This window comes from Marinobacter sp. LQ44 (assembly GCF_001447155.2).
GTDB lineage: Bacteria > Pseudomonadota > Gammaproteobacteria > Pseudomonadales > Oleiphilaceae > Marinobacter.
Map to the genome: position 1 here is coordinate 3,486,222 of NZ_CP014754.1, position 22,547 is coordinate 3,508,768.

The window sequence follows — 22,547 nt, forward strand, 5'->3', positions numbered from 1 at the left end:
ACAGGACCCGGGACCATGCGTGCACTGGCACAATATGTAATGCGCGGTCCCCTGCAGGCTGGCGGGGTTGCAGCAGTTACCACTGCAGTGCCCCTGTTGTTCTGGATTGGCGCAGCGGTTATCGGCCTGGTCATTCTCAGACTGGGCATCCGGCAGGGGTTGAATATCGGCCTCTGGGCATTAATGCCGGCGTTGGGTTGGGCCGTTTACGGCCAGGATCCAACGTCACTGGTGGTGCTGCTGCAGGTGATGCTGATGGCATCCATCCTGCGAACAACTCTGGCCTGGGAGAAAGCACTGTTGTCGGGTGCTTTTCTGGCAATACTGAGCGGGCTGATGTTGCCCGTCATGTATCCGGCACTGCTGAACGATCTGGTTCAGACCGGTGTCAGCTTTTACGAGCAGTACAACGCCGAAGTGGCCCGGTCATTGGGCAGCGATCTTGAGCTGATCATCCGGGACACCATGAACGCCAGTATGGCGGGCACTTACTTCGCGACAGCGGTTGGTATGACCATGCTGGCGAGGGCCTGGCAGGCGGGGCTCTATAACCCCGGCGGATTCCGCAAGGAATTCCATGCCCTGAGGTTGTCGCCGGCCATTGCGGTGGTTTGTGCACTCACCATGGTGATTGGCCCGGTGTTGGGGCTCAATTCCATGCTGTTGGCCTGGGCAGCGGGTACGCCGCTGTTCATCGCTGCGCTGGGGTTGGTTCACGGTGTTGTTGGTCGTAAGCAGTTGAGCGGTAACTGGCTGGCCATGTTTTATCTGGCGCTGGTATTGCTGGGTCCGAGTCTGATGTTGCTGTTGTTGGTTCTGGCTTTTGTGGATAGCTGGCTGGATATCCGGGGGCGTATACAACCCGCCGGGCCAGCTGAATAAAGCACGAAGAGGTTAACGAGATGGAAGTTATTCTGCTCGAGAAAGTAGCAAACCTTGGCTCCCTGGGTGACAAGGTAAAGGTTAAGGCCGGTTACGGTCGTAATTTCCTGCTGCCGTACGGCAAAGCTGTTCCTGCCACGGCCGCAAACGTACAGGCGTTCGAAGAGCGTCGCGCTGAGCTGGAAAAAGCCGCTGCTGAGAAGCTGGCTGCTGCCCAGGCCCGTGCCGAAGCTTTGGAAGGTGCATCCTTCACCATTACCTCCAAGGCTGGTGACGAAGGCAAGCTGTTTGGTTCTATCGGTGTTCGTGACATCGCAGACGTGGTTTCTGCCGGTGGCACGGAAGTCGAGAAGAGCGAAGTTCGTCTGCCGGAAGGTCCTATCCGGACCACTGGCGAGTTCGAGATCGAACTGCAGCTGCACTCAGACGTAGAAGTAACCATCAAGCTGGCGGTTGTTGCCGAGTAATCGGTCATCGTTGATTGATGTAAGCATGGAGTGTTGAAGCCAACGGCTTGAGCATTCTGAGACGGGCCCGAGCCGGAAACGGTTTCGGGCCTGTTGCTTTCTGGTATTCTTGTTTCCTGTTATTCAATTCAACGTTGTCTGGTGTTTATGGCCAATCCCACTCTGAAACCTGCATCCATTGATCCGGAAACCAGCCGTATCAAGGTTCCGCCCCATTCTGTTGAAGCGGAGCAGGCGGTGCTCGGTGGTTTGATGCTGGATAACCGGCGTTTTGATGAAGTCTCCGAGATCATTTCTGCTGCTGACTTTTACCGCCAGGACCACCGGTTGATTTTTGGTGCCGTGGAGCGCCTCGCCAGTGAAAGTGAACCCCTGGATGTGGTTACCCTGGCCGAGTTTCTGGAGCGTGCCGGTGACATTGAAGATGCCGGTGGCTTGTCGTATCTGGCCGAGCTTGCAGAGAAAACGCCGGGTGCGGCAAATATCCGTGCCTATGCCGAGATTGTCCGTGAGCGTTCGGTGCTTCGGAAACTGGTGGAGGTCTCTGGCCAGATTTCCGACTCTGCGTTCAATCCCCAGGGGCGAAAGAGCAGCGAGATTCTGGACGAGGCCGAGCGCAGCGTATTCCAGATCGCTGAATCCCGGTCGAAGGAAGGCTCTGGCCCCAAGGCGATCAATCCTATTCTGGCGACAACCCTGAGCCGTATTGAAGAGCTGTTTGAATCCGGTGAACAGACCACGGGTTTGACCACAGGCTTCCGTGATCTGGATGACCAGACCTCCGGTATGCAGCCAGCGGACCTGATTATCGTTGCAGGCCGGCCCTCCATGGGTAAGACCACCTTCGCCATGAACATTGTCGAGAACGCTCTAATCAGTACCGGCACGCCGATACTGGTGTTCAGTATGGAGATGCCGGCAGATGCTCTGGCCATGCGTATGTTGTCTTCCCTGGGGCGGATAGACCAGACCAAAGTCCGGAGCGGTAAGCTGGAGGAAGACGACTGGCCTCGGCTGACCTCCGCGGTGAGCCTGCTCAAGGACAAACCCCTCTATATTGACGATACGCCGGGCCTGAGCCCGACGGAAATGCGGTCACGGGCGCGGCGGATTGCCAGGGAGAATGGCGGCAAAATCGGCCTGATCATGGTCGACTACCTGCAGTTGATGCGGGTGCCTGGCAATACCGAGGGCAGGACGGCAGAGATTTCGGAAATATCGCGATCCCTGAAGGGTATCGCCAAGGAGCTGAGCTGCCCGGTGGTGGCGCTGTCACAGCTTAACCGTAGCCTGGAGCAGCGGCCCAACAAGCGGCCGGTGAACTCGGATCTGCGGGAATCCGGTGCGATCGAGCAGGATGCCGACGTTATCATGTTCGTATATCGGGATGAGGTCTACAACGAAGACACCCAGGATAAGGGCATCGCGGAAATTATTATTGGTAAGCAGCGGAATGGTCCTATCGGCACTATTCGCCTGGCGTTCATCGGTAAATACACCAAGTTTGAAGATCTGGCCCACGGCGATTACAGCGATTACGGTGGTGATTATTAATGCCACGCAGTACCGTTGCCCGCGTTGACCTGGATGCTCTAAGGCATAATTATCGGTTGGCTCAGGCCAGGGCCGGTGGCGCCCGCGCTATGGCTGTGGTCAAGGCCGATGGCTATGGCCACGGGATTGTTAACGTTGCCCGGGCTCTGGCCGGTGAGGTCGAAAAATTTGCCGTGGCCTGTATTGAGGAAGCGCTGGCAATCCGGAGCGCCGGCCTCGGGCAGCCTGTCGTGTTGCTGCAGGGCGTGCATGCCCCTGATGACTTGCGTGATTGCGTACAGCATGGTTTCGAGCCCGTAATGCATTGCCACGGGCAACTCGAATGGCTGGCTGCGGGCCCGCAACCCCGGTTCTGGCTGAAGGTGAACTCCGGCATGAACCGTTTGGGGTTCCGCCCGGAAGAACTGGATTCCGTGGTTGCCGCCTTGGGGCCGTCAGCGACTAGGGGGCCATTGCTGGGGTTTGTTACCCATTTCGCCTGTGCTGATGACCTCACCAGCGATATGACCGATCATCAAACCCGTTTGTTTGAGGACGCCACGGCGGCCTGGCCAGCGTTAATGCGCAGTGTGGGCAATTCTGCGGCCCATTTTCGGCCGGGCCAGCCGCTCTATGATTGGAGTCGGCCCGGTATCATGCTGTACGGGGCCTCGCCCATGATCGGCAAGACCGGCCCGGAGCTGGGGCTGCAGCCAGTGATGACTCTTGAGGCGCCATTGATCAGCACGCGTGTTGTTCGCGCCGGAGAATCTGTGGGTTACGGTGCAGGTTGGGTGGCTCAGGAGGATACCCGAATGGGTATGGTGGCCATCGGGTATGGTGATGGTTATCCTCGCCATGCCGGTACCGGAACGCCGGCAGCCATTCGTGGCAAGCGCATTCGCCTGTTGGGCCGGGTATCCATGGATATGCTGGCAGTCGATCTGACCGGTGCGCCAGAGGCCCGTGAGGGTGATCCCGTGGAGCTGTGGGGTACGACGGTCAGCGTCGACGAAGTCGCAAGCTGTGCCGGTACCATAGGCTACGAGCTGCTGACCGGGGTCACCGCCAGAGTGCCCAGGGTCTGCGAGTAAAAGGCAGACCCACAGGGCTCTTGGGCGAGTTTAGTGGGCTTCAGGTTCGTGAATGATTTCTTCGATAAAGTCGAGAATCGCCGCCAGGCTCCGGTCATCCAGCTTTTTCAGCACCTTGTGAACAACCATCTTGCTGCCTTTAAGCATGCTGCTGATGCCCATTTTGGCCATGCCCATCATCATGCTGCTGGCATTCAGGCGCCGCAGGGGCTCCAGGAAGAAGAAATCCAGGCCCTGTTCAGTCAGCTCGACAATCAGGTTGTACAGCTTTTCGATGGCTTCCTTATCGGCTTTACCGCGCCCCTTGAGCTCGCTTACGGTATACAGGGCCCGGGTGCGCAGTTCGTCCGGGATGGGGGCCACGATATGGCTTTGTTGTTTCAGCATAGAGGTTCCTGTTGTTGTATGCTCGTCAGTGAGAATGGGTTTTACACCGGCGCTTGAAGTTGCATGATAGTGCAGCAAATGGATTGCCCGGGCCATTGGCCTGAGTGATTGCCAGCGCCCGTCATATCAGTGATATTCCGGAGGCAGTGATTCAACGTGCATGTACTTGTGGTTCACGACTATGGCCCTCTTGGCAGGGTGTTGCTGGAGCGGCTGCGAAGAACCCATCTTCAGGTCAGCCCGTTACTGGTCAGCGACCCGGCCAACGCCGACTTGCACGCCCTGGAAAACTGGATTCCTGAAGACACTGACCTGATTGTGAATGCCCTGTGGCTGGTAGACCCCGAAAAGGCCGAGGATAATCGCGAGGCAACGCACCAGGCGGCGTTTTCCCTACCCCTGGCGCTGGCGGAGTTTGCCCGTGACCGGAACATGGCCCTGTTACAGCTATCGTCCTGTTATGTCTTTGATGGCCGTAAGCAGGCGGCTTACATTGCCTCCAATCCCGGGCAACCAGTCAATGAACTGGGCCGCTGGCAATGGGAGTGTGAACAGGCGCTTCGCACCGTATTGCCCAGGCACATCCTGCTGAGAACCGGCTGGAGCCTCGCCCGGTTTATCGAGAAGGTCCAGAAAAGCACCGCTGGTAACGAAGGGCTGCATTTGCCCGGGCGTTGCAAGGGCCAGCCGGTGGCCGTGCAGGATCTGGCACGGGTGATTACCGCGGTGGTTCTGCAGGTAGATTGTGGCGCTGAGGTATGGGGCACCTATCAGTACGCCGGGGCTGAAGAAATCAACCTCTATGAGTTGGGGCTGGCGATTGCTGGGATGCCCGGTATTCCTGAAGACATAAGGATTGTGGACGAAGTGCCCGGGTGGGGGCATCTGGAGCCGGTGAATACCACCATGGTGTGCAGCAAGATTCGCAATACCTTTGGCATCAAGCAGCTGCCCTGGCGAACGTGGTTGTCGGAAGAGGTGGCGATGCTGAAAACGACGCCAGAAGTAGAGCCAGACAAGGCGCCGGCGAGCTCCTGAAGCTGCCGGCGCTGTTGGTCCCCGGGCTTACTGCTGGCAGCCCTGGCGAGCGAAATCCCGAGTGACCATCTGCAGGGCTTCAACATCAAGAAGTTCCACTTCCCGGCCCTTGGCCCGGATGATGCCCTGATTCTGGAAGCGGGTGAACACCCGGCTCACGGTTTCCACGGCCAGCCCCAGGAAATTGGCGATATCGTTTCTCGCCATCGGCAAGCTGAAGTTGGTGGGCGACATTCTGCGACGGCGGAACCGGCTGGACAGCGACAGCAAAAGGGCAGCGATGCGCTCTTCGGCGGTATTCTTGCTCAGCAGCATGGCCAGTTGATGGCTGTTCTGGATTTCCTGGCTCATCAGGTGATACATGTGGTGCTGCAGTTCCGGCAGCTTGCCGGTGAGCTCTTCCAGCTTGTCTACCGGGAATTCACACACGCTGGTCCGTTCCAGGGCTTTCGCGGTACAGGCATAGTGTTCGCTGCTCATGCTGTCGAGGCCCACCAGTTCGCCGGGCATGAAGAAGCCCGTCACTTGCTCGTCTCCACCTTCGGTAATGATGGATGTTTTGATGGAACCGCTCTTGACCGCAAAGCACGAGCGGAATGGCGTGCTCTGATCAAAGATGTGCTCGCCGCGATTGAAAATCCGTCCCTGCTGGACAATGTCTTCCAACCGCTCCAGATCGTTTTCTTCCACCGCCAGGGGAAGACACAGGTTACTCAGGCTGCACTGCTGGCAGGAGGCCTTGAGGGGAGACACTTGGTGAAGTCGAATTGCCTGGGCCATATTGACGAACCATCCGGGTTGATCCATATCAGGCTGCGGTCATGCGCAGCCGTCCTCATTCCTGGTTGGCAAGGATTGCCCCTGCTCAGGAAGCAAGACCATGGCCAATCCGGATACGCTTAAAGTTTAGCGGACTGCCATGGGTGACAATGCTGAAACATCTGGATTCTCACACATTGATCAAAATCAAGTATAGCAAAAGAGTCTAGTCTTATGCGTGGATTTTAAGAAGGCTTTGGTCTAACCGGGCCGGTGGCCAAGCGGTGGGTTTTCGCTCAGGACGACCTCTTCTTGCGTTGCTCGGTACGGGCCTGCTTCTCGGCTTCCCTGGCTTCTTCATCGGCCCGGGCCTGCTGAAGTTCTCTCTCTACCATCTCAGGTGTTTCCAGGGAAATCCGGCCGATGGTTCCGGCCCTGAATTCATTGAGCAGGATCTCCGACACTTTGTGGAGGTCTGGCACACCGCCCCGGCGGAAGAACCTTCGTTTCGCGGCAATGGCATCCATCAGCGCCAGGCCATCGGCCGGTTGCTGTTCCAGACCGTAGCGGGTCATCACCAGTTCCGGGTAGGCCTTGACAAGGTAGTCCGCCTCAAACATCGCCACATCTTCGAAGTCCAGCACGGCGCTGCGAATGGCGCCGGAAATGGCCAGCCGGTAACCGCACTGTTCCGGGGACAGTTTGGGCCAGAGGAACCCTGGCGTGTCATAGAGCAGTATGTTGTCTGGCAGTTTGATGGCTTGCTGGGCCCGGGTAACCGCCGGCTCGTTGCCGGTCTTGGCGGCCGGCCGGCCGGCAAGGGTGTTGATCAGGGTAGACTTGCCAACGTTCGGAATGCCCAGGATCATCACCCGAAGCGCGCTTTTCTGCCGATCGTGGCCAGGGGTGAGTTCCTCGGCCAGCTTGAGGATACCCAACGCTTCCTTACGTTCGTTGTGGGTCAGGGTAATGGCACGAACGCCCCGTTCCTGCTCCAGCCATTGGAGCCATTGATCGGTGATCGCCGGGTCTGCCAGATCACGCTTGTTCAGGACTTTGATCAGCGGGGTGTCACCACGAAGCGAGGGCACCAGCGGGTTCTCACTGCTAAACGGAATGCGCGCGTCGACTACCTCGATGATCAGATCCATCTGAGGCATGACTTTTTTGATCTCCTTTCGGGCCTTGTGCATGTGCCCGGGAAACCAGTTAATCGCCATGGTGTGTGCTCCGCTCGCTGTTTAAAGGCGCCATTATGCAGGGGAATGACTAAATTTTCATAGTCGCTGCGACCCCCGTGTGCCGGGAGCCGACGGAGATTTTTTCGGAAGTGTGTACAAAAAGAAGGGTGATCGGGGTGAAAAGTGGGGCTGGAATGTTTTAGTGTGTACAGCCTTGAACAGTGAAAGCAACGAAATCCGGTGGTTAGAGCGTGGCCACCGGCCATTTGGAGAAACTTATGAAGATTGCAAAAATTATTGGTTCTGCTTTGGTGGCCATCAGCCTGTCAATGCCTGCATTTGCCCAGCAAGCCGCCCCTGGCCAGCCTGACCAGGTAGACCAGTTGGCCGAGATGGTGGGTTTGTCTGATGACCAGCAAACTGAAATTCGCGGCATCATCGACGACATGCAGGGCGAAATTGGTGCGCTGCGTCAGAATGCCCAGTCACTGCAGCAGGCACTGCAGGCTGAAATCAAGGCGGACTACAGCGAATCTGCCATTCGGGACAACGCCGAGAAGCTGGGTGATGTGACAGGCGAGATCGCCGCGCTGTCTGCGTTGATGCAGGCAAAGGTGGATGCGGTATTCACCGAAGAGCAGCGTGATGAGCTGGATCGTCGCATGCGGGAAATGCAGCAGCAGATGCGTCAGCAACAGCAGATGATGCAGCCTGGCCAGTAAAACCGGCTGAATCAGACCCCGCCCGAGCGATGCTCCGGCGGGGTTTTTTGTTTGCCCGGCGAAGCCGGCAAACCCGGCCATCTGAAAGAAGATGGCGTCACCCCGACTGAGGGGAAGACAATCCGACTGGCAAGGGCGTCACTGGCCAACGGTGGGGTCTGAAGGAAGCCATAGGAAGTTAACGGTACACAACGCAAGTGAACCTGCTTCGGCAGGTCAGGTGGGCCAGCGTGCGAAATAACGCGACGCCCGATACTCAGTCAGACCTGGGCTGTGTTTGAGGGTGGCATCGTTAACAGGGAGCCGGTGCAGTAACCGGGGAAGCCTGACACCGAATCCGGCGTTGTCGGAGGCTGTGGCGCAAGGTGAAAGCCGAGGCCGCAGTTGGTGCGAGGTGGCAGATGAAGCCGTAGTAGTGAGGAAGTTCCGGCCTGAGAAGCCTGGTAACAGCGTGGAGGATAAAACCGGAATGACCGCTGACGGAGGTTCAGCGGACCGGTCAGGGTCAAAAGCTCTGATCGGATGCGAAGGGCGGAAGTCATTAACGAGAATGACGGACGACGAGTGAGAGGTGGACGCTGTGTTCACAAGCTGCCCGACGGGGCAGGGACGTGCACTGGGGTACTGCGGGAACGCAGTGGCTCTGGTGTTCTCCGAACAAGGGAGTAGAGCGATACCGTGGCGGCAGATTGCCAGAGCGCTAGTACCCGGACGGATCGCCTGAAACAGACCGGCAGCCAGACCGATCCTCGAAGCCGTCACCACAGAGATGAGCAGGCATGAGGAAATACTACAGTCTGTACGGGCAGCTGCTGTCAAAGCAACGTCTGTACGAAGCCTTCAGACATGTCAAGCGCAACAAGGGCGCGGCCGGAATCGATGGGCAGAGCCTGGGTGCGTTTGAGGCGAATCTGGAGGTGGAGCTGTCGTGCCTGTTGCTCGAGCTGAAGGAAAAGCGCTATCGGGCGCAGCCAGTCAGACGCGTAGCCATCGCCAAGGATGACGGCGGTGAGCGTCTGCTGGGCATTCCGACGGTTCGGGACCGGGTTGTGCAACAGGCGCTGCGCCGTATTATCGAACCGATCTTCGAGCCGGATTTCCACCCGTCGAGTTACGGGTATCGTCCGGGACGCAGTGGTCACCACGCCATCGGCAAGGCGGAGTTGTTTATCCGCCGATACCGGCGTGACTGGGTTGTGGACATGGACCTGTCGAAATGCTTCGACACGCTCAACCATGACCTGATCATCCGCCAGTTCCGCCAACGGATCACGGACGGCAGTGTCCTGTCACTGCTGCGCCAGTTCCTGGAAAGCGGCGTGATGGTGGGGTACCACCTTGAAGAAACGGAGCTGGGAAGCCCGCAGGGCGGCGTGATCAGCCCGCTGATTGCGAACGTCTATCTGAACGCCTTCGACCAGTTCATGAAAGCCCGGGGTCACCGGATCGTCCGCTACGCGGACGACATCCTGATCCTGTGCGGCTCACGAGCGGGCGCGGAGAATGCGTTACGGGTGGCCCAACGCTATCTGGAAGAAGAGCTGAAGCTGACGGTGAACGTCACCAAGACCCACATCGCCCACAGCGATGAGGGGGTAAAGTTCCTGGGCGTGGTGATCTACACGAACTACACCCGCATCCAGGACAAGAAGGTGGTGAAACTCAAGCAGAAGCTGAAAGCGCTGACAAAGCGTAACCGGGGCATCGGGCTTGCGGCGATTATCCGCGAGCTGAATCCGGTGCTACGGGGCTTTGCCAACTACTTCCGGGTGGCGAACTGCGCGAGGGTGCTGAAGCAGGTGATGAGTTGGTTAAGGCGGCGCCTGCGCTGCATCCAGCTCAAGCAGTGGAAGAAGCCGGGCCGGTTGCATCGGAGGCTGAAACAGCTGGGCTATCGCCCGCCGTTTAAGTTCATCAAGATGCAAAGCTGGCGTAATGCGGCTTCACCGCTGGCAAGCCTGGCCTTACCCAACGCCTATCTGCACAATGAGCTGAGGTTGATGGATCTGACCAAAGTACGAACCGGCATCCCTGTCCCCGAGTTCAGGGCAAGTTAATGGCATGAGCCGTATACGTGGTCCGTATGTACGGTTCTGTGAGAGGGATGAGGCGGTGACGCCTCACCCTACTCGTTATTATGGGGCAGGGAAAGGCTTGAACAGGATGATCAGCCTTGGCAGCAGCGTCAGGGCTCCCACCAGGGCCATGAACATGGCAAAGCCGGTGAACAGGCCGAAGTAGATGGTCGGGATGAAGTTGGACAGCACCAGAATCGAGAACCCGGAGATGATGGTCAGCGAGGTGAAGAACATGGCCTGGCCGATGCTGCGGTGGCATCGGTGCATGGTGGCCACGTAGTCGCCGTCTTTGGCTAACTCGGTTTTGAACCGGTGGATATAGTGGATGGTGTCATCCACGGCAATGCCCACGGTGATGGCCGCCACGGTGATGGTCATCATATCCAGTGGAATGCCCAGCCAGCCCATCAACCCAAGCACCGAACCAGCCGCTATCAGGTTCGGGGCCATGCCGATCAGCGCCAGTTTGAGTGACCGGAACAGGATCAAAAACATCACCATAATAGCTGCGAAAACCACCCCGATGGTTTTGATCTGGGAGTCGAACAGGCTCTGCAGCATGTTGTTGTACATCACTGTCATACCCGAGAGCTGGACTCGTTCCGGGGCGTAGCCAAGTTCCGTCGTCAGGTGGTTGTGTATGCGGTCCAGGAGGTCCTGCCGGCGCAAATCCGGCATGGTTTCCAGAATCCGGATGCTGAACCGGGCCTGGCTCTGTTCTTCCGATATGTAGGGTGTCAGAAGAATGTCCTGCAAATCGTCGGGCACCGCGGCGGGCACAAACGCCAGCTCAACGGCGTTCAGTGGCGTATCGCCGTTGATCTGGGCGAGCAGGTCCAGGGTGGTGCTGATCGACAGCACTTTGCCGGTCTCTGGCAGGCTGTTCAGGTAGTCGTGCACGTCACCAAGCTGGCGCATTTTCTGGTAGGTATACCAGGTGTCCCGGTAGTCTTCTTCGTCGCAGTCTTCCACAAACGGATCGCAATCGCTGGCGAAGGGGTCGTCGCTGTAGTTCTCAGGTGGCGGCTCATCGGTGATCACCACATCCAGCGGCGTGGTGCCGCCAAGCCGGTCGTCTATGGTGATCATGCCCTGGTGGATTTCGGTGGAGGATTTGAAGTAATCAATAAAGCTGTTCTCAACGGTCAGCCGGCTCAGACCAATCACGCACAGCACGGCAATCACCCCGGAGCCCACAAGCACGGTGCCACCGAACCGCTCGGTGAATCGGGCAAAGGCATCGGTGAACGGAATCCTGTCCGAGGTTACCCGGCTGTCCAAAGGTGGCGGCAGCAGGCTGAGCAGGGCAGGGAACACCAGGAAGGTGATGATGAAGGCTACGGATAGTCCCAGGGTCATCATCCAGCCGAAATCAATCACTGGTCGAATGCCGCTGAAGGTCAGGGACCCGAAGGCGACAATGGTGGTGATGGCCATATAGAAGCAGGGTTTGATCATGGCCATGACGGTGCGGCGCAGGACATCCCGGGGCGCAGCATCCGGCTCGTCGTGCTGGAACTCCCGGTAGCGCACAATCAGGTGAATGGTGAGCGACAGGGTCATGATCAGCAGCAGGGAAATAAAGTTGGATGAGATGACGGTGACGGGCCACTGGGCCCAGCCAAGGAAGCCGATCATCAGCCACACGGTAAAGCCGCAACACAACAGGGGCACCAGAACCCAGCGCCATTGCCGGAAGATAATCGCCAGAGTCAGCAGCAGGAATGCCAGTACACCCAGGCCAAAGGTAGACAGATCGCTCTTAATGAAGCGGATCATATCGGCCACAATCATCGGTACGCCACCCAGGTGAATGCTGGCGTGCTCCCGGTGGTTATCGAGAATCACCCGAACCTTCCTGATGGTGGCATCCCTCTCCTTGCCCAGGGATTCGGTGTAACGAATGAATTCCTGGCTGATCTGTTCCAGTTGCCGTTGGTCATCGGCGCTGGCGTTGCCAGAGTTCACTTTGTCCCGCAGCCCGTCGCGCCGGTTCAGCAGTTCGAAATAGCGTTCGGGTGTTGGCAGGTTAACCTGGATGGCGGTGGTGCCGGCGTCTTCACTTAGTAGCAGGTTGGGGTACATGGGGTTGTCCAGCAACGCCTGACGGGCCGTTTCCGGGGCGACCTCGTGTTCGTCCAGAGTCTTGATTTCGGTGTCGACGGTATCCAGCGTCAGGTCTGGGCTGTGCAGCAGCGGCACGTTCAGGATGCTGTTGGTCGAGCTGACGGTTTCCAGAGCCTGCAGTTCGTCCCGCAGGGCTTTCAGGCGGCCCAGGCCTTCCGGGGTGAAGAGTGGCTCGTGGGGCGTGTAGGTCACCACCAGGAAGTGGTCTGAGGTGGTGAAGGTGCGGTTTACCTGCCGGTACTCTTCCAGAGAGCGATCATTCTCAAGCACCAGCGATTCCGCCGAGGCGTCCAGCCGGAACTGGTCAAAGCGCACGGCCGCCAGGGCCAGGATGGCTCCGAACAGGACCAGTACAATCCAGGGGTGGGGAAGAATAAAACGATCGTAAAAGGCACCGATGCGGTTCATGTATCAGGACTCTGCAGCGAAAAACGACTGCAGAGTGTGCCACAAACCTCAGTGAACTTTGACCTTTGATGCGGCGTCTTCGAGCGATTCGATCAGGTGTTTCAGTCGTCGGGTCATCTCGGCGCTGTCGGAAAGCTGGGTGACCATGCTCTGAGTGGTGTCCCGGATACCCTGAACATTGGCCAGCACGTCATCGGTACCGGCGGTCTGTTCGGCGGACATGTCTGCGATTTCCTGGTTGGTTCGGTCAATGCGGGTAACCACTTCATTGATGGCTTCCAGGGCCTGGCGCCCCTGTTCCGACTCCTCCACGCAGCGGGCAGCGCTCTCTGAGCTGCCGGTCATCTGCTGTACCGAGGTGTTCATGGCGGCCAACAGCTTGTCCAGTCTGGTCTGGATCTGGTCGGTGGAATCCTGCACCCGTTGGGCCAGTTTGCGCACTTCGTCCGCGACCACAGCAAAGCCCCGGCCCTGCTCACCGGCGCGGGCAGCCTCAATGGCGGCATTCAGCGCCAGCAGATTGGTCTGCTCGGCTATGCCTTTGATTTCGGTGATGGTCTGGCCAATGGTCTGGCTGTTTTCGGCCAGGGATTCGACGCTGCTGGCCGAGTTGCGGATAACCTGTTCGAGCTGGCGAATGCTGTCGGCGCTTCTGCCCACCCGTTCCTGGCCGGCAAGCGCCGTATCGCGGGCTTCGTGGGACAGGGTTTTTGCAATGCCAGACTGCTCGGCAATGCCGATGAAGCTTTGTAGCATGGTTTCGATCACTTCGGCGGAGCGGTCGGCACCGGCCTGCTGGCGTGCCAGATTATCCCGTCGGGATTCCGCTGCGAGGGTCAGTTCCTGAACCTCCCGGTTCAGACGTTCGATAGCCTCCTTCATGCTGCGAACAACTTCGACGGTACGATCCTGCATGGCGTTAAAAGCAGTAGCCATCTCGCCGATCTCATCGGTGGAATCCACCGGGGCCCGCTCGCTGAGATTGCCGCTGGCCTGAACCGACACCATGGTGTCTTTGAGGCGGTGTATGTGCCGCTCTATAAAGGAAATCAGCAATTGGGAACCGGCCATCTCAAGTGCCATAAGCACAGCAACCACCAGGGCAAACCCCGGTGCGGTGTCGGAAAATACCTGTGAGAAGGTCGCGCCAGACTGGTCAGCGATCAGTTGCATGGCGTAAAGCACCAGCAGGCAGAGCACAGCAAACACCACAATATTCAGCAACCAGAACTTGTACTTCAGCCGGGCATTGCGTAGTAGTGTCAGCATGGGCGCCTCAGTCGATGGCTTTAATGGGAATCTGCATGGCGTTGCTCGCCTGCGGAACCTCGGGCACGGCCAGCCCCAGGTTGTTCTTGTCGAATACCCGGTCGGCCCGGTAACTGGAGCGCACCATGGGGCCGGATGGCACTTCCATAAAGCCCTTTTCCAGGCCGATTTCACGGTAGCGGTTGAACTCTTCCGGAGTCACATAGCGTTCCACCGGCAGGTGGTTCGGGGTGGGGCGCAGGTATTGGCCGATGGTGAGGATGTCTACGCCGATCGCACGCAGGTCATCCATGGTTTCCAGGATTTCTTCTTCGGTTTCACCCAGGCCGACCATCAGGCTGGTCTTGGTTAGCACATCCGGCCGGTGTTTCTTGGCGTGGGCCAGCACGCTCAGGGTTTTCTCGTAACCGGCGCGGGGGTCTCGCACACGGCTGGTCAGGCGTTTGACGGTTTCCACGTTCTGGGCGAAGACGTCCAGGCCGGAATCTACCACCTTTTCCACATCGCTCATCACCGCATCAAAGTCCGGAGTCAGAGCTTCAACGGCTACTTCCGGGGTGCGCAGTTTGATGGCAGAGACACACGCGGCGTAGTGCGCGGCACCGCCGTCGTCCAGGTCATCCCGGTCTACCGAGGTCAGTACGATGTAGCGCAGGCCCATCAGTTCCACAGACTTGGCGGTGTTCTCCGGCTCTTCCGGGTCCAGCCAGCCTTTCGGGTTGCCGGTATCGACCGCGCAGAATTTGCAGGCGCGGGTGCACACAGAGCCCATCACCATGATGGTGGCGGTGCCGTTGGTCCAGCATTCACCGATATTGGGGCAGTGGGATTCCTGGCACACGGTGCTCAGGCGATGCTCTGAGACATTGCGGCGCACGGCATCGTAGCGCTCGCCACCCGGCATGCGCGCCCTCAGCCATTTCGGCTTGCGCTCCAGAGATTTGCCTTCCGTGTTTGATGATGAACGCTTGACGCCGTCCTTGATGGCGGAGAAGCCGTGTTCGTTACGGAATTTGGAACCACTGGTAATGCGGGGCTTTGCGCTTTCGCTCATTGGCCAGGAACTCTCGGATAAGGGTGTGGTGAACCTTTAAGAGTAATCGGCAGACAGGGCAGTTACAAGGCAGGTAGGGGCAATCACGGGGTTACCGGGCACGACTTTGGTCGTACCCGGTTGAGGGAAATCAAGCCTGGGATTTTTCCAGGGCCCGAGTGATATCGGCGATGATATCGTCGGCATCTTCAATGCCGATCGACAGCCGTACAAGGTCTTCGCTGACCCCCGCACTTTTCAGCTCGTCAGCATTGAGCTGGCGGTGGGTAGTGGTGGCCGGATGGCAGGCCAGGGACTTGGCATCGCCAATGTTTACAAGGCGCAGGATCATGTCCAGCGCATCGATGAACTTCGCGCCGGCTTCGCGGCCGCCTTTAATGCCGAAACTGAGAATGCCGGAGGCCTTGCCGCCGCAGATCTTGTCGCAGGTGGCCTTGTAAGGGCTGCTGGCCAGGCCCGCGTAGTTGACCCACTCCACGGCCGGATGATCCAGCAGGAACTGGGCAACCTTCTGGGCGTTGTCGCAGTGGCGTTCCATGCGCAGAGCCAGGGTTTCGAGGCCCTGCATGATCAGGAACGAGTTGAACGGCGACAGGGCAGAGCCGGTGTTGCGCAGCGGAACAACCCGGCAGCGGCCGATAAAGGCGGCTTCGCCCAGGGCTTCGGTGTAAACCACGCCGTGGTAGGACGGGTCTGGCTGGTTCATCATCGGGAACTTGTCGGCGCTGGCCTTCCAGTCGAATTTGCCGGAATCCACCACAATGCCCGCTACGGTGGTGCCATGGCCGCCGATGTACTTGGTCAGCGAGTGCACCACAATGTCTGCGCCATGCTCGAACGGACGGCACAGGAACGGCGTGGCCACGGTGTTATCGACAATCAGCGGAATGCCGTGCTTGTGTGCAATCTCGGCCCACTTCTGGATGTCCACCACGTTGCCGGCCGGGTTGCCGATAGACTCGCAGAACAGCGCGCGGGTCTGGTCGTCGATGGCGTTCTCTACCGCCGCGAAATCATCGTGGGGCACCATTTTGCACTCGATGCCCTGGTTCGGAAGGGAGTGGGCAAACAGGTTGTAGGTGCCGCCGTACAGCTGGCTGGTGCTGACAATGTTGTTGCCCACCTTGCAGATGGTTTGCAGGGCATAGGTGATGGCCGCCATGCCGGAGGCCACGGCCAGCGCGCCAATACCGCCTTCCAGCGCGGCCATACGCTCTTCCAGAACCGCGTTGGTGGGGTTCGTGATGCGGGTGTAGATGTTGCCCTGTACCTTCAGGTCAAACAGGTCAGCACCGTGCTGGGTGTCGTCGAAGGTGTAAGAGGTGGTCTGGTAAATGGGCGTGGTGGCGGCCTTCGTGGTCGGGTCGCTCTTGAAGCCGGCGTGCAGTGCGAGAGTTGCTGGTTTCATCACAACGTTCCTTGCTGGTGGATTGTTCGTTATTGGTTTGAGGCCCTGAAGTATGGCACAGAGGTTTCCTGAAGAGGATGATGCCTGTCAATAGCCACAGATCAGTCCAGGGCTCCATAAACCAGAGCTCGGAGTTCCTGACGAATTGCATAAGAGGAGGAGGGCATTAGCTGAGTCATAAAGATCACTACCATGTCCTCTACCGGATCGACAAAGAAGCTGGTGCTGGCCAGCCCGCCCCAGCCGAATTCACCTTCTGAGCTGATGGTGGCTGACCTGGCGACATCGGTTTTGACCGAAAAGCCCAGGCCGAAGCCGCTGCCCGCGTAGGGCGTTTCGCTGAAGCCACCAATTGAGAGCGCCGGCAGATCCTTGCCCCCGGGCAAATGGTTCAGGCGCATGAACTCAAGGGTCTTTCGCCCGATAATCCGCTGGCCCTGATACTCGCCACCCTGGCACAAGGCCTGGGCAAACCGGTAATAGTCATCAATGGTGGAGACCAACCCGCCACCGCCAGAGAGGAAGCGGGGCTGCTTGAGATATTTCGAGCGCTGCGGGTCATCCTGCAGTTTCATGGTGTCGCCGGGTTGATGCAGGTAGCAGGCGGCAAACCTGTCTTGCTGGTCCGGGCGCACCTGGAAGCCTGTCTCGGTCATACCCAGTGGTTTAAATATATGCTCCTGGAAATAGTCATCCAGCGGTTGGCCGGAGAGCAGCTGGACCAGATAGCCGATCACATCTGTAGACACCGAGTAGTTCCAGGCGGTCCCGGGGGAAAACTCCAGTGGCAGGTCGGCCAGCCGATCCACCAGCTTCTCCAGAGTCAGGATGGAGCTGCCATCCAGCTTCAGCTGACGGTAGGCGGCATCCACTTCGGTTCGCTCGGTGAAACCGTAGGTCAACCCGGAAGTGTGGGTCATCAGATCCCGGATGGTCATGGTGGTAGCTGCCGGTTCTGTTTTGAAATCCGGGTAGCTGCCACTCTTGTACACTCGCAGGTTGCGCCAGGCCGGAATATACTTGTGCACCGGGTCATTCAGCAGGAACTTGCCCTGCTCGTACAGCTGCATCATCGCGATGCTGGTGATGGGTTTGGTCATGGAGTAAATGCGGAATACCGTATCCCGTTCCATGGGCAGGTTGCGCTCTATATCTCTCAGCCCTCTGGCCTCACTCCAGACAATCTTGCTGTGTCGCGCAACCAGTGCCGCAAAACCGGGTAGCTTGCCGGGCTGGATATAGTTCTGTTCAAAGTGCCGGCTGATGCGCTCGAGGCGATCCAGCGACAGTCCTGACACGAGGGATTCCGGCATGGCTGCTATCCTGTGCTGTAAAACACGCAATCGGGCTCTCAACGGGGTTGGGCCAGAACGAAAAAAAGCCCGGATCTTTCGAACCGGGCTTTTAAGAATACTGGTAGCAAGGGGCGGAGTCGAACCGCCGACCCCAGCATTATGAGTGCTGTGCTCTAACCAACTGAGCTACCTTGCCATTTCGTTTCAGGGCATGCCCCAAACGAGGCGCGTATTTTCGGTATTTGGGCCCAAGGTGTCAAGGCTTTGGGGCCAAAAATCCGGAAAAATTACACGTTAAACCGGAAGTGAATTACGTCGCCATCCTTAACGATGTATTCCTTGCCTTCCAGGCGCCATTTGCCGGCATCCTTGGCGCCGGCTTCGCCGTTGTACTGCACGAAATCGTCGTAGCTGATGACTTCGGCGCGGATGAAGCCGCGTTCGAAGTCGGTGTGGATAACGCCCGCTGCCTGGGGGGCGGTGGCGCCGATCTTGACGGTCCAGGCTCGGACTTCCTTCACGCCGGCGGTGAAGTAGGTTTGCAGGCCCAGCAGGCCGTAACCAGCGCGGATTACGCGGTCCAGACCTGGCTCTTCCATGCCCATTTCATCCAGGAACATGGATTTCTCTTCGTCTTCCAGTTCGGAGATTTCGGCTTCCAGCTTGTTGCAGATGGGCACGACGACCGCATTTTCGGATTCGGCGATTTTGCGTACCGTGTCCAGGTGCGGGTTGTTCTCGAAGCCGTCTTCGTTCACGTTGGCGATGTACATGGTGGGCTTGACGGTGAGCAGGCACAGCTCACGAATCAGTGCCATCTGATCCTTATCCAGGCCCATGCTGCGAACGGGCTTGCCTTCGTTCAGTACCGGCAGCAGCTTTTCAAACATCTCCAGCTGGGTCTTGGCTTCTTTGTCGCCGCTCTTGGCAACGCGCTGAACACGCTTGATGGCTTTTTCTACGGTGTCCAGGTCGGCCAGGGCCAGTTCGGTGTTGATTACTTCGATATCTGAAGCCGGGTCGACCTTGTTGGCCACGTGGATGACGTTGCCGTCTTCAAAGCAGCGCACTACGTGGGCGATGGCGTCGGTCTGGCGGATGTTGGCCAGGAACTGGTTGCCCAGGCCCTCACCCCTGGATGCGCCGGCAACAAGGCCGGCGATGTCCACAAATTCCATAGTGGTGGGAACCACCCGCTCGGGTTTTACAATTTCCGCCAGTTTGGTGAGGCGCGGGTCGGGCATGGCCACCACGCCGGCGTTGGGTTCGATGGTGCAGAACGGGAAGTTCTCTGCGCCGATGCCGGCTTTGGTCAGTGCGTTGAACAGGGTAGATTTGCCGACGTTGGGAAGGCCGACGATGCCGCAGTTAAATCCCATGGAATGCCTCTGCTGGAACTGAAAAATTTGGGCGAATTATACCGGTGTATCGGTAAGGGTGCGAGTAAGGGGTTGTGCCCTTGCTCAGGGTGTCGGTTTGAAGCTGTGCAGGCGGTTCATGGCCGCGGCCAGCTTGCCATTGGCAGCATCGGGCAGCACCCGCATGACTTCGTCAAAGACGGCATTGAGCTGCTCGGTTTCCTGCTTGCCCAGGCGGCCCAGTACAAAGCCGGTCACCTTGCGGCTGTCGCCGGGATGGCCGATGCCAAGGCGTAAACGCTGGAAGTCGTTGGTGCCCAGGTGAGCGATGGTGTCCCGCAGGCCATTATGACCACCGTGACCGCCGCCTTTCTTGAGCTTGGCCGTGCCGGGGGGCAGGTCGAGTTCATCGTGGGCGACAAGAATCTGTTCGGGGGGGATCTTGAAGAAGTCCGACAGGGCTTTGATAGCAGTGCCGCTGCGGTTCATAAAGGTGCTGGGGTTCAGCAAGTGCAGGTCAAGGCCCTGCCACTGAATGCGGGCATACAGCCCGTGGTACTTCTTTTCGGGGCGCAGCGTCTGGCCCGCATCGCGGGCCAGCGCTTCGACGAACAGGGCGCCGGCGTTGTGGCGGGTATTCTCGTAGTCGGCGCCGGGGTTTCCCAGTCCAACCACCATGACAATATCCTGTGCCATTTGCCTTTGCCCCCGGAGTGATTACTCCTCGCCGCCTTCCTCGCCTTCGGCTGCTTCGGCGTCGTCCGCCTTGGCGCCTTTCGGCTTGTGGATAGAGGCAACCGGCTGGTCGTGGTCTTCACCCTGCAGCAGGGCAGCAACCTGAACACCCTTCGGCAGTTTCAGGTCGCTCAGGTGGACAACCTGGTCCATGGCGACGTCCGTCAGGTCGACTTCGATGAACTCAGGCAGGTTCTGCGGCAGACAGATAACTTCCACTTCAGTCATGGTGTGGGAAACAACGCCACCCTGCAGTTTTACGGCCGGTGCGGTGTCTTCGTTGATGAAGTGCAGCGGTACGTTAACGCGGATCTCGTGGTCCTTGTCAACGCGCAGGAAGTCGGCGTGGGTCAGCAGCAGCTTGTACGGGTGGCGCTGCAGATCTTTCAGGATCACGCTTTCTTTCTTGCCCTGAATGTCGATGGTCAGGATGTGAGAGAAGAAGGCTTCGTTTTCGATGGCCTTTTTCAGCTCGTTGTGCCAGATGGCGACCGGAGTTGCGTCTTTGCCGCCACCGTAGATGATGGCCGGAATCTTACGCTCTTCGCGACGCAGGCGGCGGCTCGCACCTTTCCCCTGATCGTCACGAGGAAATGCTTCAATAACAAAATCCTGAGACATGGTAATTACCTCGTTGGTCATCTGAGCGGCCCGCGACCAGGCTCTGAACAGATGAGCATTTCAAAAAGACCGGAGTTTTCCGATCGACTAAAAGAGTCGGGAGCCCTATTGGACTCCCGACCCGGAAACTGCCTTTAAGTCTGAGGGTTACAGCGATAAGGCTGTTCAGACGTTCTCGAACATGGCACTGATGGACTCTTCGTTGCTCACGCGGCGAATGGATTCGGCGAGCAGCCCAGCCATGCTGAGGGGGCGGATTCTATCACAATTTTTGGCTTTGTCACCCAGCGGGATGGTGTCGCACACCACCAGCTCGTCCAGCTCCGAGTTGTTGATGTTCTCGATGGCTGGGCCGGAAAGTACCGGGTGAGTAATGTAGGCAACCACGCGGGAGGCGCCGTGCTCTTTGAGCGCGTTGGCGGCTTTGCACAGTGTGCCGGCGGTGTCGACGATGTCATCCACCAGGATGCAGGTTTTGTCGCGGACGTCACCGATGATGTGCATTACCTGGGACACGTTGGCCTTGGGGCGGCGTTTGTCGATGATGGCCAGATCGGCATCGTCCAGGCGCTTGGCAACGGCGCGGGCGCGGACAACGCCGCCTACGTCCGGAGATACGACTACAAAGTTTTCGAACCGCTGCTTTTCGATGTCTTCAAGCAGCACCGGGGTGGCGTAGATGTTGTCCACCGGGATATCGAAGAAGCCCTGAATCTGGTCGGCGTGCAGGTCTACGGTCAGCACGCGATCCACGCCAATGCTGGAAATCATGTCGGCGACCACTTTGGCGCTGATGGCTACCCGGGTAGAGCGAACGCGACGATCCTGACGGGCATAGCCGTAGTAAGGAATAACGGCAGTGATTCGTGTGGCAGATGCACGACGCAGGGCGTCGGCCATTACGATCAGTTCCATCAGGTTGTCGTTGGTGGGGTAGCAGGTGGGCTGGATAATGAAAACGTCGTGACCACGAACATTTTCATTGATCTCAACGGTGGTTTCACCATCGCTGAAACGGCCAACGGTGGCCTGGCCCATGGGAATATGCAGTTTCCTGGCAATATCGCGCGCCAGTTCAGGGTTGGCATTGCCAGCGAAGATCATCAATTTGGACACGACAGCATCCTTCTCAGTATCGGCGTTTGATTCAGAAGAAGCGGGAGAAAGGTGGCTGGGGTGGCAGGATTCGAACCTGCGCATGACGGGATCAAAACCCGTTGCCTTACCACTTGGCGACACCCCAATATCATCGTGCTTTCTTGGCATCATTTCAGCTCTGTTAGCTTTTGGTGTAGAGGTGATATGTTCACCCCTTTAGCTACGAACCCCGTGATGCCGGAGGGTTTGCTTTCCCAGATAATCCGGGCTGCGGATTCTGTCGGGAAACGTCCAAAAATGCAAGCCCCGGTTCCGGTTAATCTTGCAGGTCCGAATTGTGAAAGCCATTCCAGGCTCTGGTTAACCTCCGGATACAGTTTGCGAACTACATCCTCACAGTCGTTTCGGTACCTCGAGGCGTCTCCCTCAAAAGCGGGCGCTATTGTCATTTTTGGGGTGTCCCTTGTCAACCCTTCTTCCGAAAAAATCTTCCCGGTGTTTATTTCGCAGTCAGGCTTGAGGACCACAAACCAGTCTTCCGGCGGATTGACGGGCGTGAGCTTTTCACCCACCCCTTCGCCAATGGCGGAGCGGCCGCGAACGAACACCGGTACATCGGCGCCCAGATCCAGGCCCAGCTCGGCAAGCTCGTTTTCATCAAGATGCAGTTCCCAGAGGTGGTTTAGTGCCACCAGGGTGGTCGCGGCGTTGGAGCTGCCGCCCCCGAGGCCGCCGCCCATGGGAAGTCGTTTTTGAATGCGGATCGTCACGCCGGGCAATGCATGGCTGGCGCGTTCGGCCAGGGCACGGGCTGCGCGAATAATGAGGTTGTCGTCGTCAGGTACCCCGGGAACCGGTTCCTCAAGGCGTATGCGGGCATCCCCCGGGGTCAGGGTGAAGGTGATCTCGTCGCCGTAATCGAGAAACTGAAACAGGGTTTGTAGTTCGTGATAGCCATCGGGTCGTCTGCCCACGATGTGCAGGAACAGGTTGAGCTTGGCCGGCGAGGGCAGGGTAATGCTGTTGCTCATGT

20 protein-coding genes and 2 tRNA genes are annotated in these 22,547 nt (G+C 58.3%); 7 read left to right on the forward strand and 15 right to left on the reverse strand.

What is annotated here, in order from left to right:
* Positions 1–15 precede the first annotated feature (15 nt).
* The 4 genes from ASQ50_RS16025 to alr all read left to right on the forward strand — a co-directional run bounded on the left by ASQ50_RS16025 (position 16) and on the right by alr (position 3,976).
* Positions 16–882: a hypothetical protein gene (locus tag ASQ50_RS16025; protein WP_058092237.1), complete on the forward strand. Its 867-nt coding sequence runs from the start codon at positions 16–18 to the stop codon at positions 880–882.
* A 20-nt stretch (positions 883–902) separates the two neighbouring features.
* Positions 903–1,349, forward strand: a complete 447-nt coding sequence (rplI, locus tag ASQ50_RS16030; protein WP_058092236.1) for a 50S ribosomal protein L9 — start codon at positions 903–905, stop codon at positions 1,347–1,349.
* A gap of 147 nt (positions 1,350–1,496) precedes the next feature.
* Positions 1,497–2,903, forward strand: a complete 1,407-nt coding sequence (gene dnaB, locus ASQ50_RS16035) for a replicative DNA helicase (RefSeq protein ID WP_058092235.1) — start codon at positions 1,497–1,499, stop codon at positions 2,901–2,903.
* A complete protein-coding gene (gene alr, locus ASQ50_RS16040; protein ID WP_058092234.1) occupies positions 2,903–3,976 on the forward strand; it encodes an alanine racemase in 1,074 nt (357 codons plus the stop codon). Before dnaB ends, alr begins: the two co-directional genes overlap by 1 nt.
* 30 nt (positions 3,977–4,006) lie before the next feature.
* On the opposite strand, the gene ASQ50_RS16045 is transcribed toward alr, so the two are convergent.
* A complete protein-coding gene (locus tag ASQ50_RS16045; RefSeq protein ID WP_058092233.1) occupies positions 4,007–4,363 on the reverse strand; it encodes a hypothetical protein in 357 nt (118 codons plus the stop codon).
* 156 nt (positions 4,364–4,519) lie between these two features.
* Between ASQ50_RS16045 and ASQ50_RS16050 the strand changes: the two genes are divergently transcribed.
* The gene (locus ASQ50_RS16050) at positions 4,520–5,401 is read left to right on the forward strand and encodes an SDR family oxidoreductase (RefSeq protein WP_058092232.1); all 882 of its coding nucleotides are present in this window, start codon (positions 4,520–4,522) and stop codon (positions 5,399–5,401) included.
* A 27-nt stretch (positions 5,402–5,428) separates the two neighbouring features.
* On the opposite strand, the gene fnr is transcribed toward ASQ50_RS16050, so the two are convergent.
* Positions 5,429–6,181, reverse strand: a complete 753-nt coding sequence (gene fnr, locus ASQ50_RS16055; RefSeq protein ID WP_058092256.1) for a fumarate/nitrate reduction transcriptional regulator Fnr — start codon at positions 6,179–6,181, stop codon at positions 5,429–5,431.
* Positions 6,182–6,456: 275 nt separating this feature from the next.
* Positions 6,457–7,380: a ribosome biogenesis GTPase YlqF gene (ylqF, locus tag ASQ50_RS16060; protein WP_058092231.1), complete on the reverse strand. Its 924-nt coding sequence runs from the start codon at positions 7,378–7,380 to the stop codon at positions 6,457–6,459.
* 239 nt (positions 7,381–7,619) lie between these two features.
* Here ylqF and ASQ50_RS16065 point away from each other — a divergent pair, with 239 nt between their 5' ends.
* Both ASQ50_RS16065 and ltrA read left to right on the forward strand, forming a co-directional pair.
* The gene (locus ASQ50_RS16065) at positions 7,620–8,063 is read left to right on the forward strand and encodes a Spy/CpxP family protein refolding chaperone (RefSeq protein WP_058092255.1); all 444 of its coding nucleotides are present in this window, start codon (positions 7,620–7,622) and stop codon (positions 8,061–8,063) included.
* A 779-nt stretch (positions 8,064–8,842) separates the two neighbouring features.
* Entirely contained in the window at positions 8,843–10,120 is a 1,278-nt protein-coding gene (gene ltrA / locus ASQ50_RS16070; RefSeq protein WP_068351396.1) for a group II intron reverse transcriptase/maturase, read from the forward strand.
* Positions 10,121–10,198: 78 nt separating this feature from the next.
* Here the strand turns inward: ltrA and ASQ50_RS16075 are convergent, their stop codons facing one another.
* The 12 genes from ASQ50_RS16075 to ispE all read right to left on the reverse strand — a co-directional run bounded on the left by ASQ50_RS16075 (position 10,199) and on the right by ispE (position 22,545).
* Positions 10,199–12,676: an efflux RND transporter permease subunit gene (locus tag ASQ50_RS16075; protein ID WP_058091893.1), complete on the reverse strand. Its 2,478-nt coding sequence runs from the start codon at positions 12,674–12,676 to the stop codon at positions 10,199–10,201.
* A 48-nt stretch (positions 12,677–12,724) separates the two neighbouring features.
* On the reverse strand, positions 12,725–13,945 hold the full coding sequence (locus tag ASQ50_RS16080; protein ID WP_058091892.1) for a methyl-accepting chemotaxis protein: 1,221 nt from the start codon (positions 13,943–13,945) through the stop codon (positions 12,725–12,727).
* A 7-nt stretch (positions 13,946–13,952) separates the two neighbouring features.
* Entirely contained in the window at positions 13,953–14,999 is a 1,047-nt protein-coding gene (lipA, locus tag ASQ50_RS16085; RefSeq protein WP_058091891.1) for a lipoyl synthase, read from the reverse strand.
* Positions 15,000–15,129: 130 nt separating this feature from the next.
* Positions 15,130–16,407: an O-acetylhomoserine aminocarboxypropyltransferase/cysteine synthase family protein gene (locus ASQ50_RS16090; protein WP_058091890.1), complete on the reverse strand. Its 1,278-nt coding sequence runs from the start codon at positions 16,405–16,407 to the stop codon at positions 15,130–15,132.
* A gap of 101 nt (positions 16,408–16,508) precedes the next feature.
* A complete protein-coding gene (locus tag ASQ50_RS16095) occupies positions 16,509–17,720 on the reverse strand; it encodes a serine hydrolase domain-containing protein (protein WP_058091889.1) in 1,212 nt (403 codons plus the stop codon).
* A gap of 101 nt (positions 17,721–17,821) precedes the next feature.
* Positions 17,822–17,898: transfer RNA gene (locus ASQ50_RS16100), tRNA-Met, on the reverse strand.
* A 91-nt stretch (positions 17,899–17,989) separates the two neighbouring features.
* Positions 17,990–19,081 (reverse strand): redox-regulated ATPase YchF, encoded by a 1,092-nt coding sequence (gene ychF, locus ASQ50_RS16105; protein WP_058091888.1) that lies wholly within the window; start codon positions 19,079–19,081, stop codon positions 17,990–17,992.
* 84 nt (positions 19,082–19,165) lie between these two features.
* Positions 19,166–19,756 (reverse strand): aminoacyl-tRNA hydrolase, encoded by a 591-nt coding sequence (pth, locus tag ASQ50_RS16110; protein ID WP_058091887.1) that lies wholly within the window; start codon positions 19,754–19,756, stop codon positions 19,166–19,168.
* 21 nt (positions 19,757–19,777) lie between these two features.
* Positions 19,778–20,416 carry a 50S ribosomal protein L25/general stress protein Ctc gene (locus ASQ50_RS16115; RefSeq protein ID WP_058091895.1) on the reverse strand — a complete coding sequence of 213 codons (639 nt, stop codon included), beginning with the start codon at positions 20,414–20,416 and terminating at the stop codon, positions 19,778–19,780.
* A gap of 165 nt (positions 20,417–20,581) precedes the next feature.
* A complete protein-coding gene (locus ASQ50_RS16120) occupies positions 20,582–21,532 on the reverse strand; it encodes a ribose-phosphate diphosphokinase (protein ID WP_011785828.1) in 951 nt (316 codons plus the stop codon).
* A 52-nt stretch (positions 21,533–21,584) separates the two neighbouring features.
* A tRNA-Gln gene (locus ASQ50_RS16125) sits at positions 21,585–21,659 on the reverse strand.
* 22 nt (positions 21,660–21,681) lie between these two features.
* Entirely contained in the window at positions 21,682–22,545 is an 864-nt protein-coding gene (gene ispE, locus ASQ50_RS16130; protein WP_058091886.1) for a 4-(cytidine 5'-diphospho)-2-C-methyl-D-erythritol kinase, read from the reverse strand.
* Positions 22,546–22,547 lie beyond the last annotated feature (2 nt).

Bases quoted from the DNA above. Each gene is read 5' to 3' on its own strand.
- ASQ50_RS16025 (WP_058092237.1), top strand. From the start codon at position 16: ATGCGTGCACTGGCACAATATGTAATGCGCGGTCCCCTGCAGGCTGGC.
- rplI (WP_058092236.1), top strand. From the start codon at position 903: ATGGAAGTTATTCTGCTCGAGAAAGTAGCAAACCTTGGCTCCCTGGGT.
- dnaB (WP_058092235.1), top strand. From the start codon at position 1,497: ATGGCCAATCCCACTCTGAAACCTGCATCCATTGATCCGGAAACCAGC.
- alr (WP_058092234.1), top strand. From the start codon at position 2,903: ATGCCACGCAGTACCGTTGCCCGCGTTGACCTGGATGCTCTAAGGCAT.
- ASQ50_RS16045 (WP_058092233.1), bottom strand. From the start codon at position 4,363: ATGCTGAAACAACAAAGCCATATCGTGGCCCCCATCCCGGACGAACTG.
- fnr (WP_058092256.1), bottom strand. From the start codon at position 6,181: ATGGCCCAGGCAATTCGACTTCACCAAGTGTCTCCCCTCAAGGCCTCC.
- ylqF (WP_058092231.1), bottom strand. From the start codon at position 7,380: ATGGCGATTAACTGGTTTCCCGGGCACATGCACAAGGCCCGAAAGGAG.
- ASQ50_RS16065 (WP_058092255.1), top strand. From the start codon at position 7,620: ATGAAGATTGCAAAAATTATTGGTTCTGCTTTGGTGGCCATCAGCCTG.
- ltrA (WP_068351396.1), top strand. From the start codon at position 8,843: ATGAGGAAATACTACAGTCTGTACGGGCAGCTGCTGTCAAAGCAACGT.
- ASQ50_RS16075 (WP_058091893.1), bottom strand. From the start codon at position 12,676: ATGAACCGCATCGGTGCCTTTTACGATCGTTTTATTCTTCCCCACCCC.
- ASQ50_RS16080 (WP_058091892.1), bottom strand. From the start codon at position 13,945: ATGCTGACACTACTACGCAATGCCCGGCTGAAGTACAAGTTCTGGTTG.
- lipA (WP_058091891.1), bottom strand. From the start codon at position 14,999: ATGAGCGAAAGCGCAAAGCCCCGCATTACCAGTGGTTCCAAATTCCGT.
- ASQ50_RS16090 (WP_058091890.1), bottom strand. From the start codon at position 16,407: ATGAAACCAGCAACTCTCGCACTGCACGCCGGCTTCAAGAGCGACCCG.
- ASQ50_RS16095 (WP_058091889.1), bottom strand. From the start codon at position 17,720: ATGCCGGAATCCCTCGTGTCAGGACTGTCGCTGGATCGCCTCGAGCGC.
- ychF (WP_058091888.1), bottom strand. From the start codon at position 19,081: ATGGGATTTAACTGCGGCATCGTCGGCCTTCCCAACGTCGGCAAATCT.
- pth (WP_058091887.1), bottom strand. From the start codon at position 19,756: ATGGCACAGGATATTGTCATGGTGGTTGGACTGGGAAACCCCGGCGCC.
- ASQ50_RS16115 (WP_058091895.1), bottom strand. From the start codon at position 20,416: ATGTCTCAGGATTTTGTTATTGAAGCATTTCCTCGTGACGATCAGGGG.
- ispE (WP_058091886.1), bottom strand. From the start codon at position 22,545: ATGAGCAACAGCATTACCCTGCCCTCGCCGGCCAAGCTCAACCTGTTC.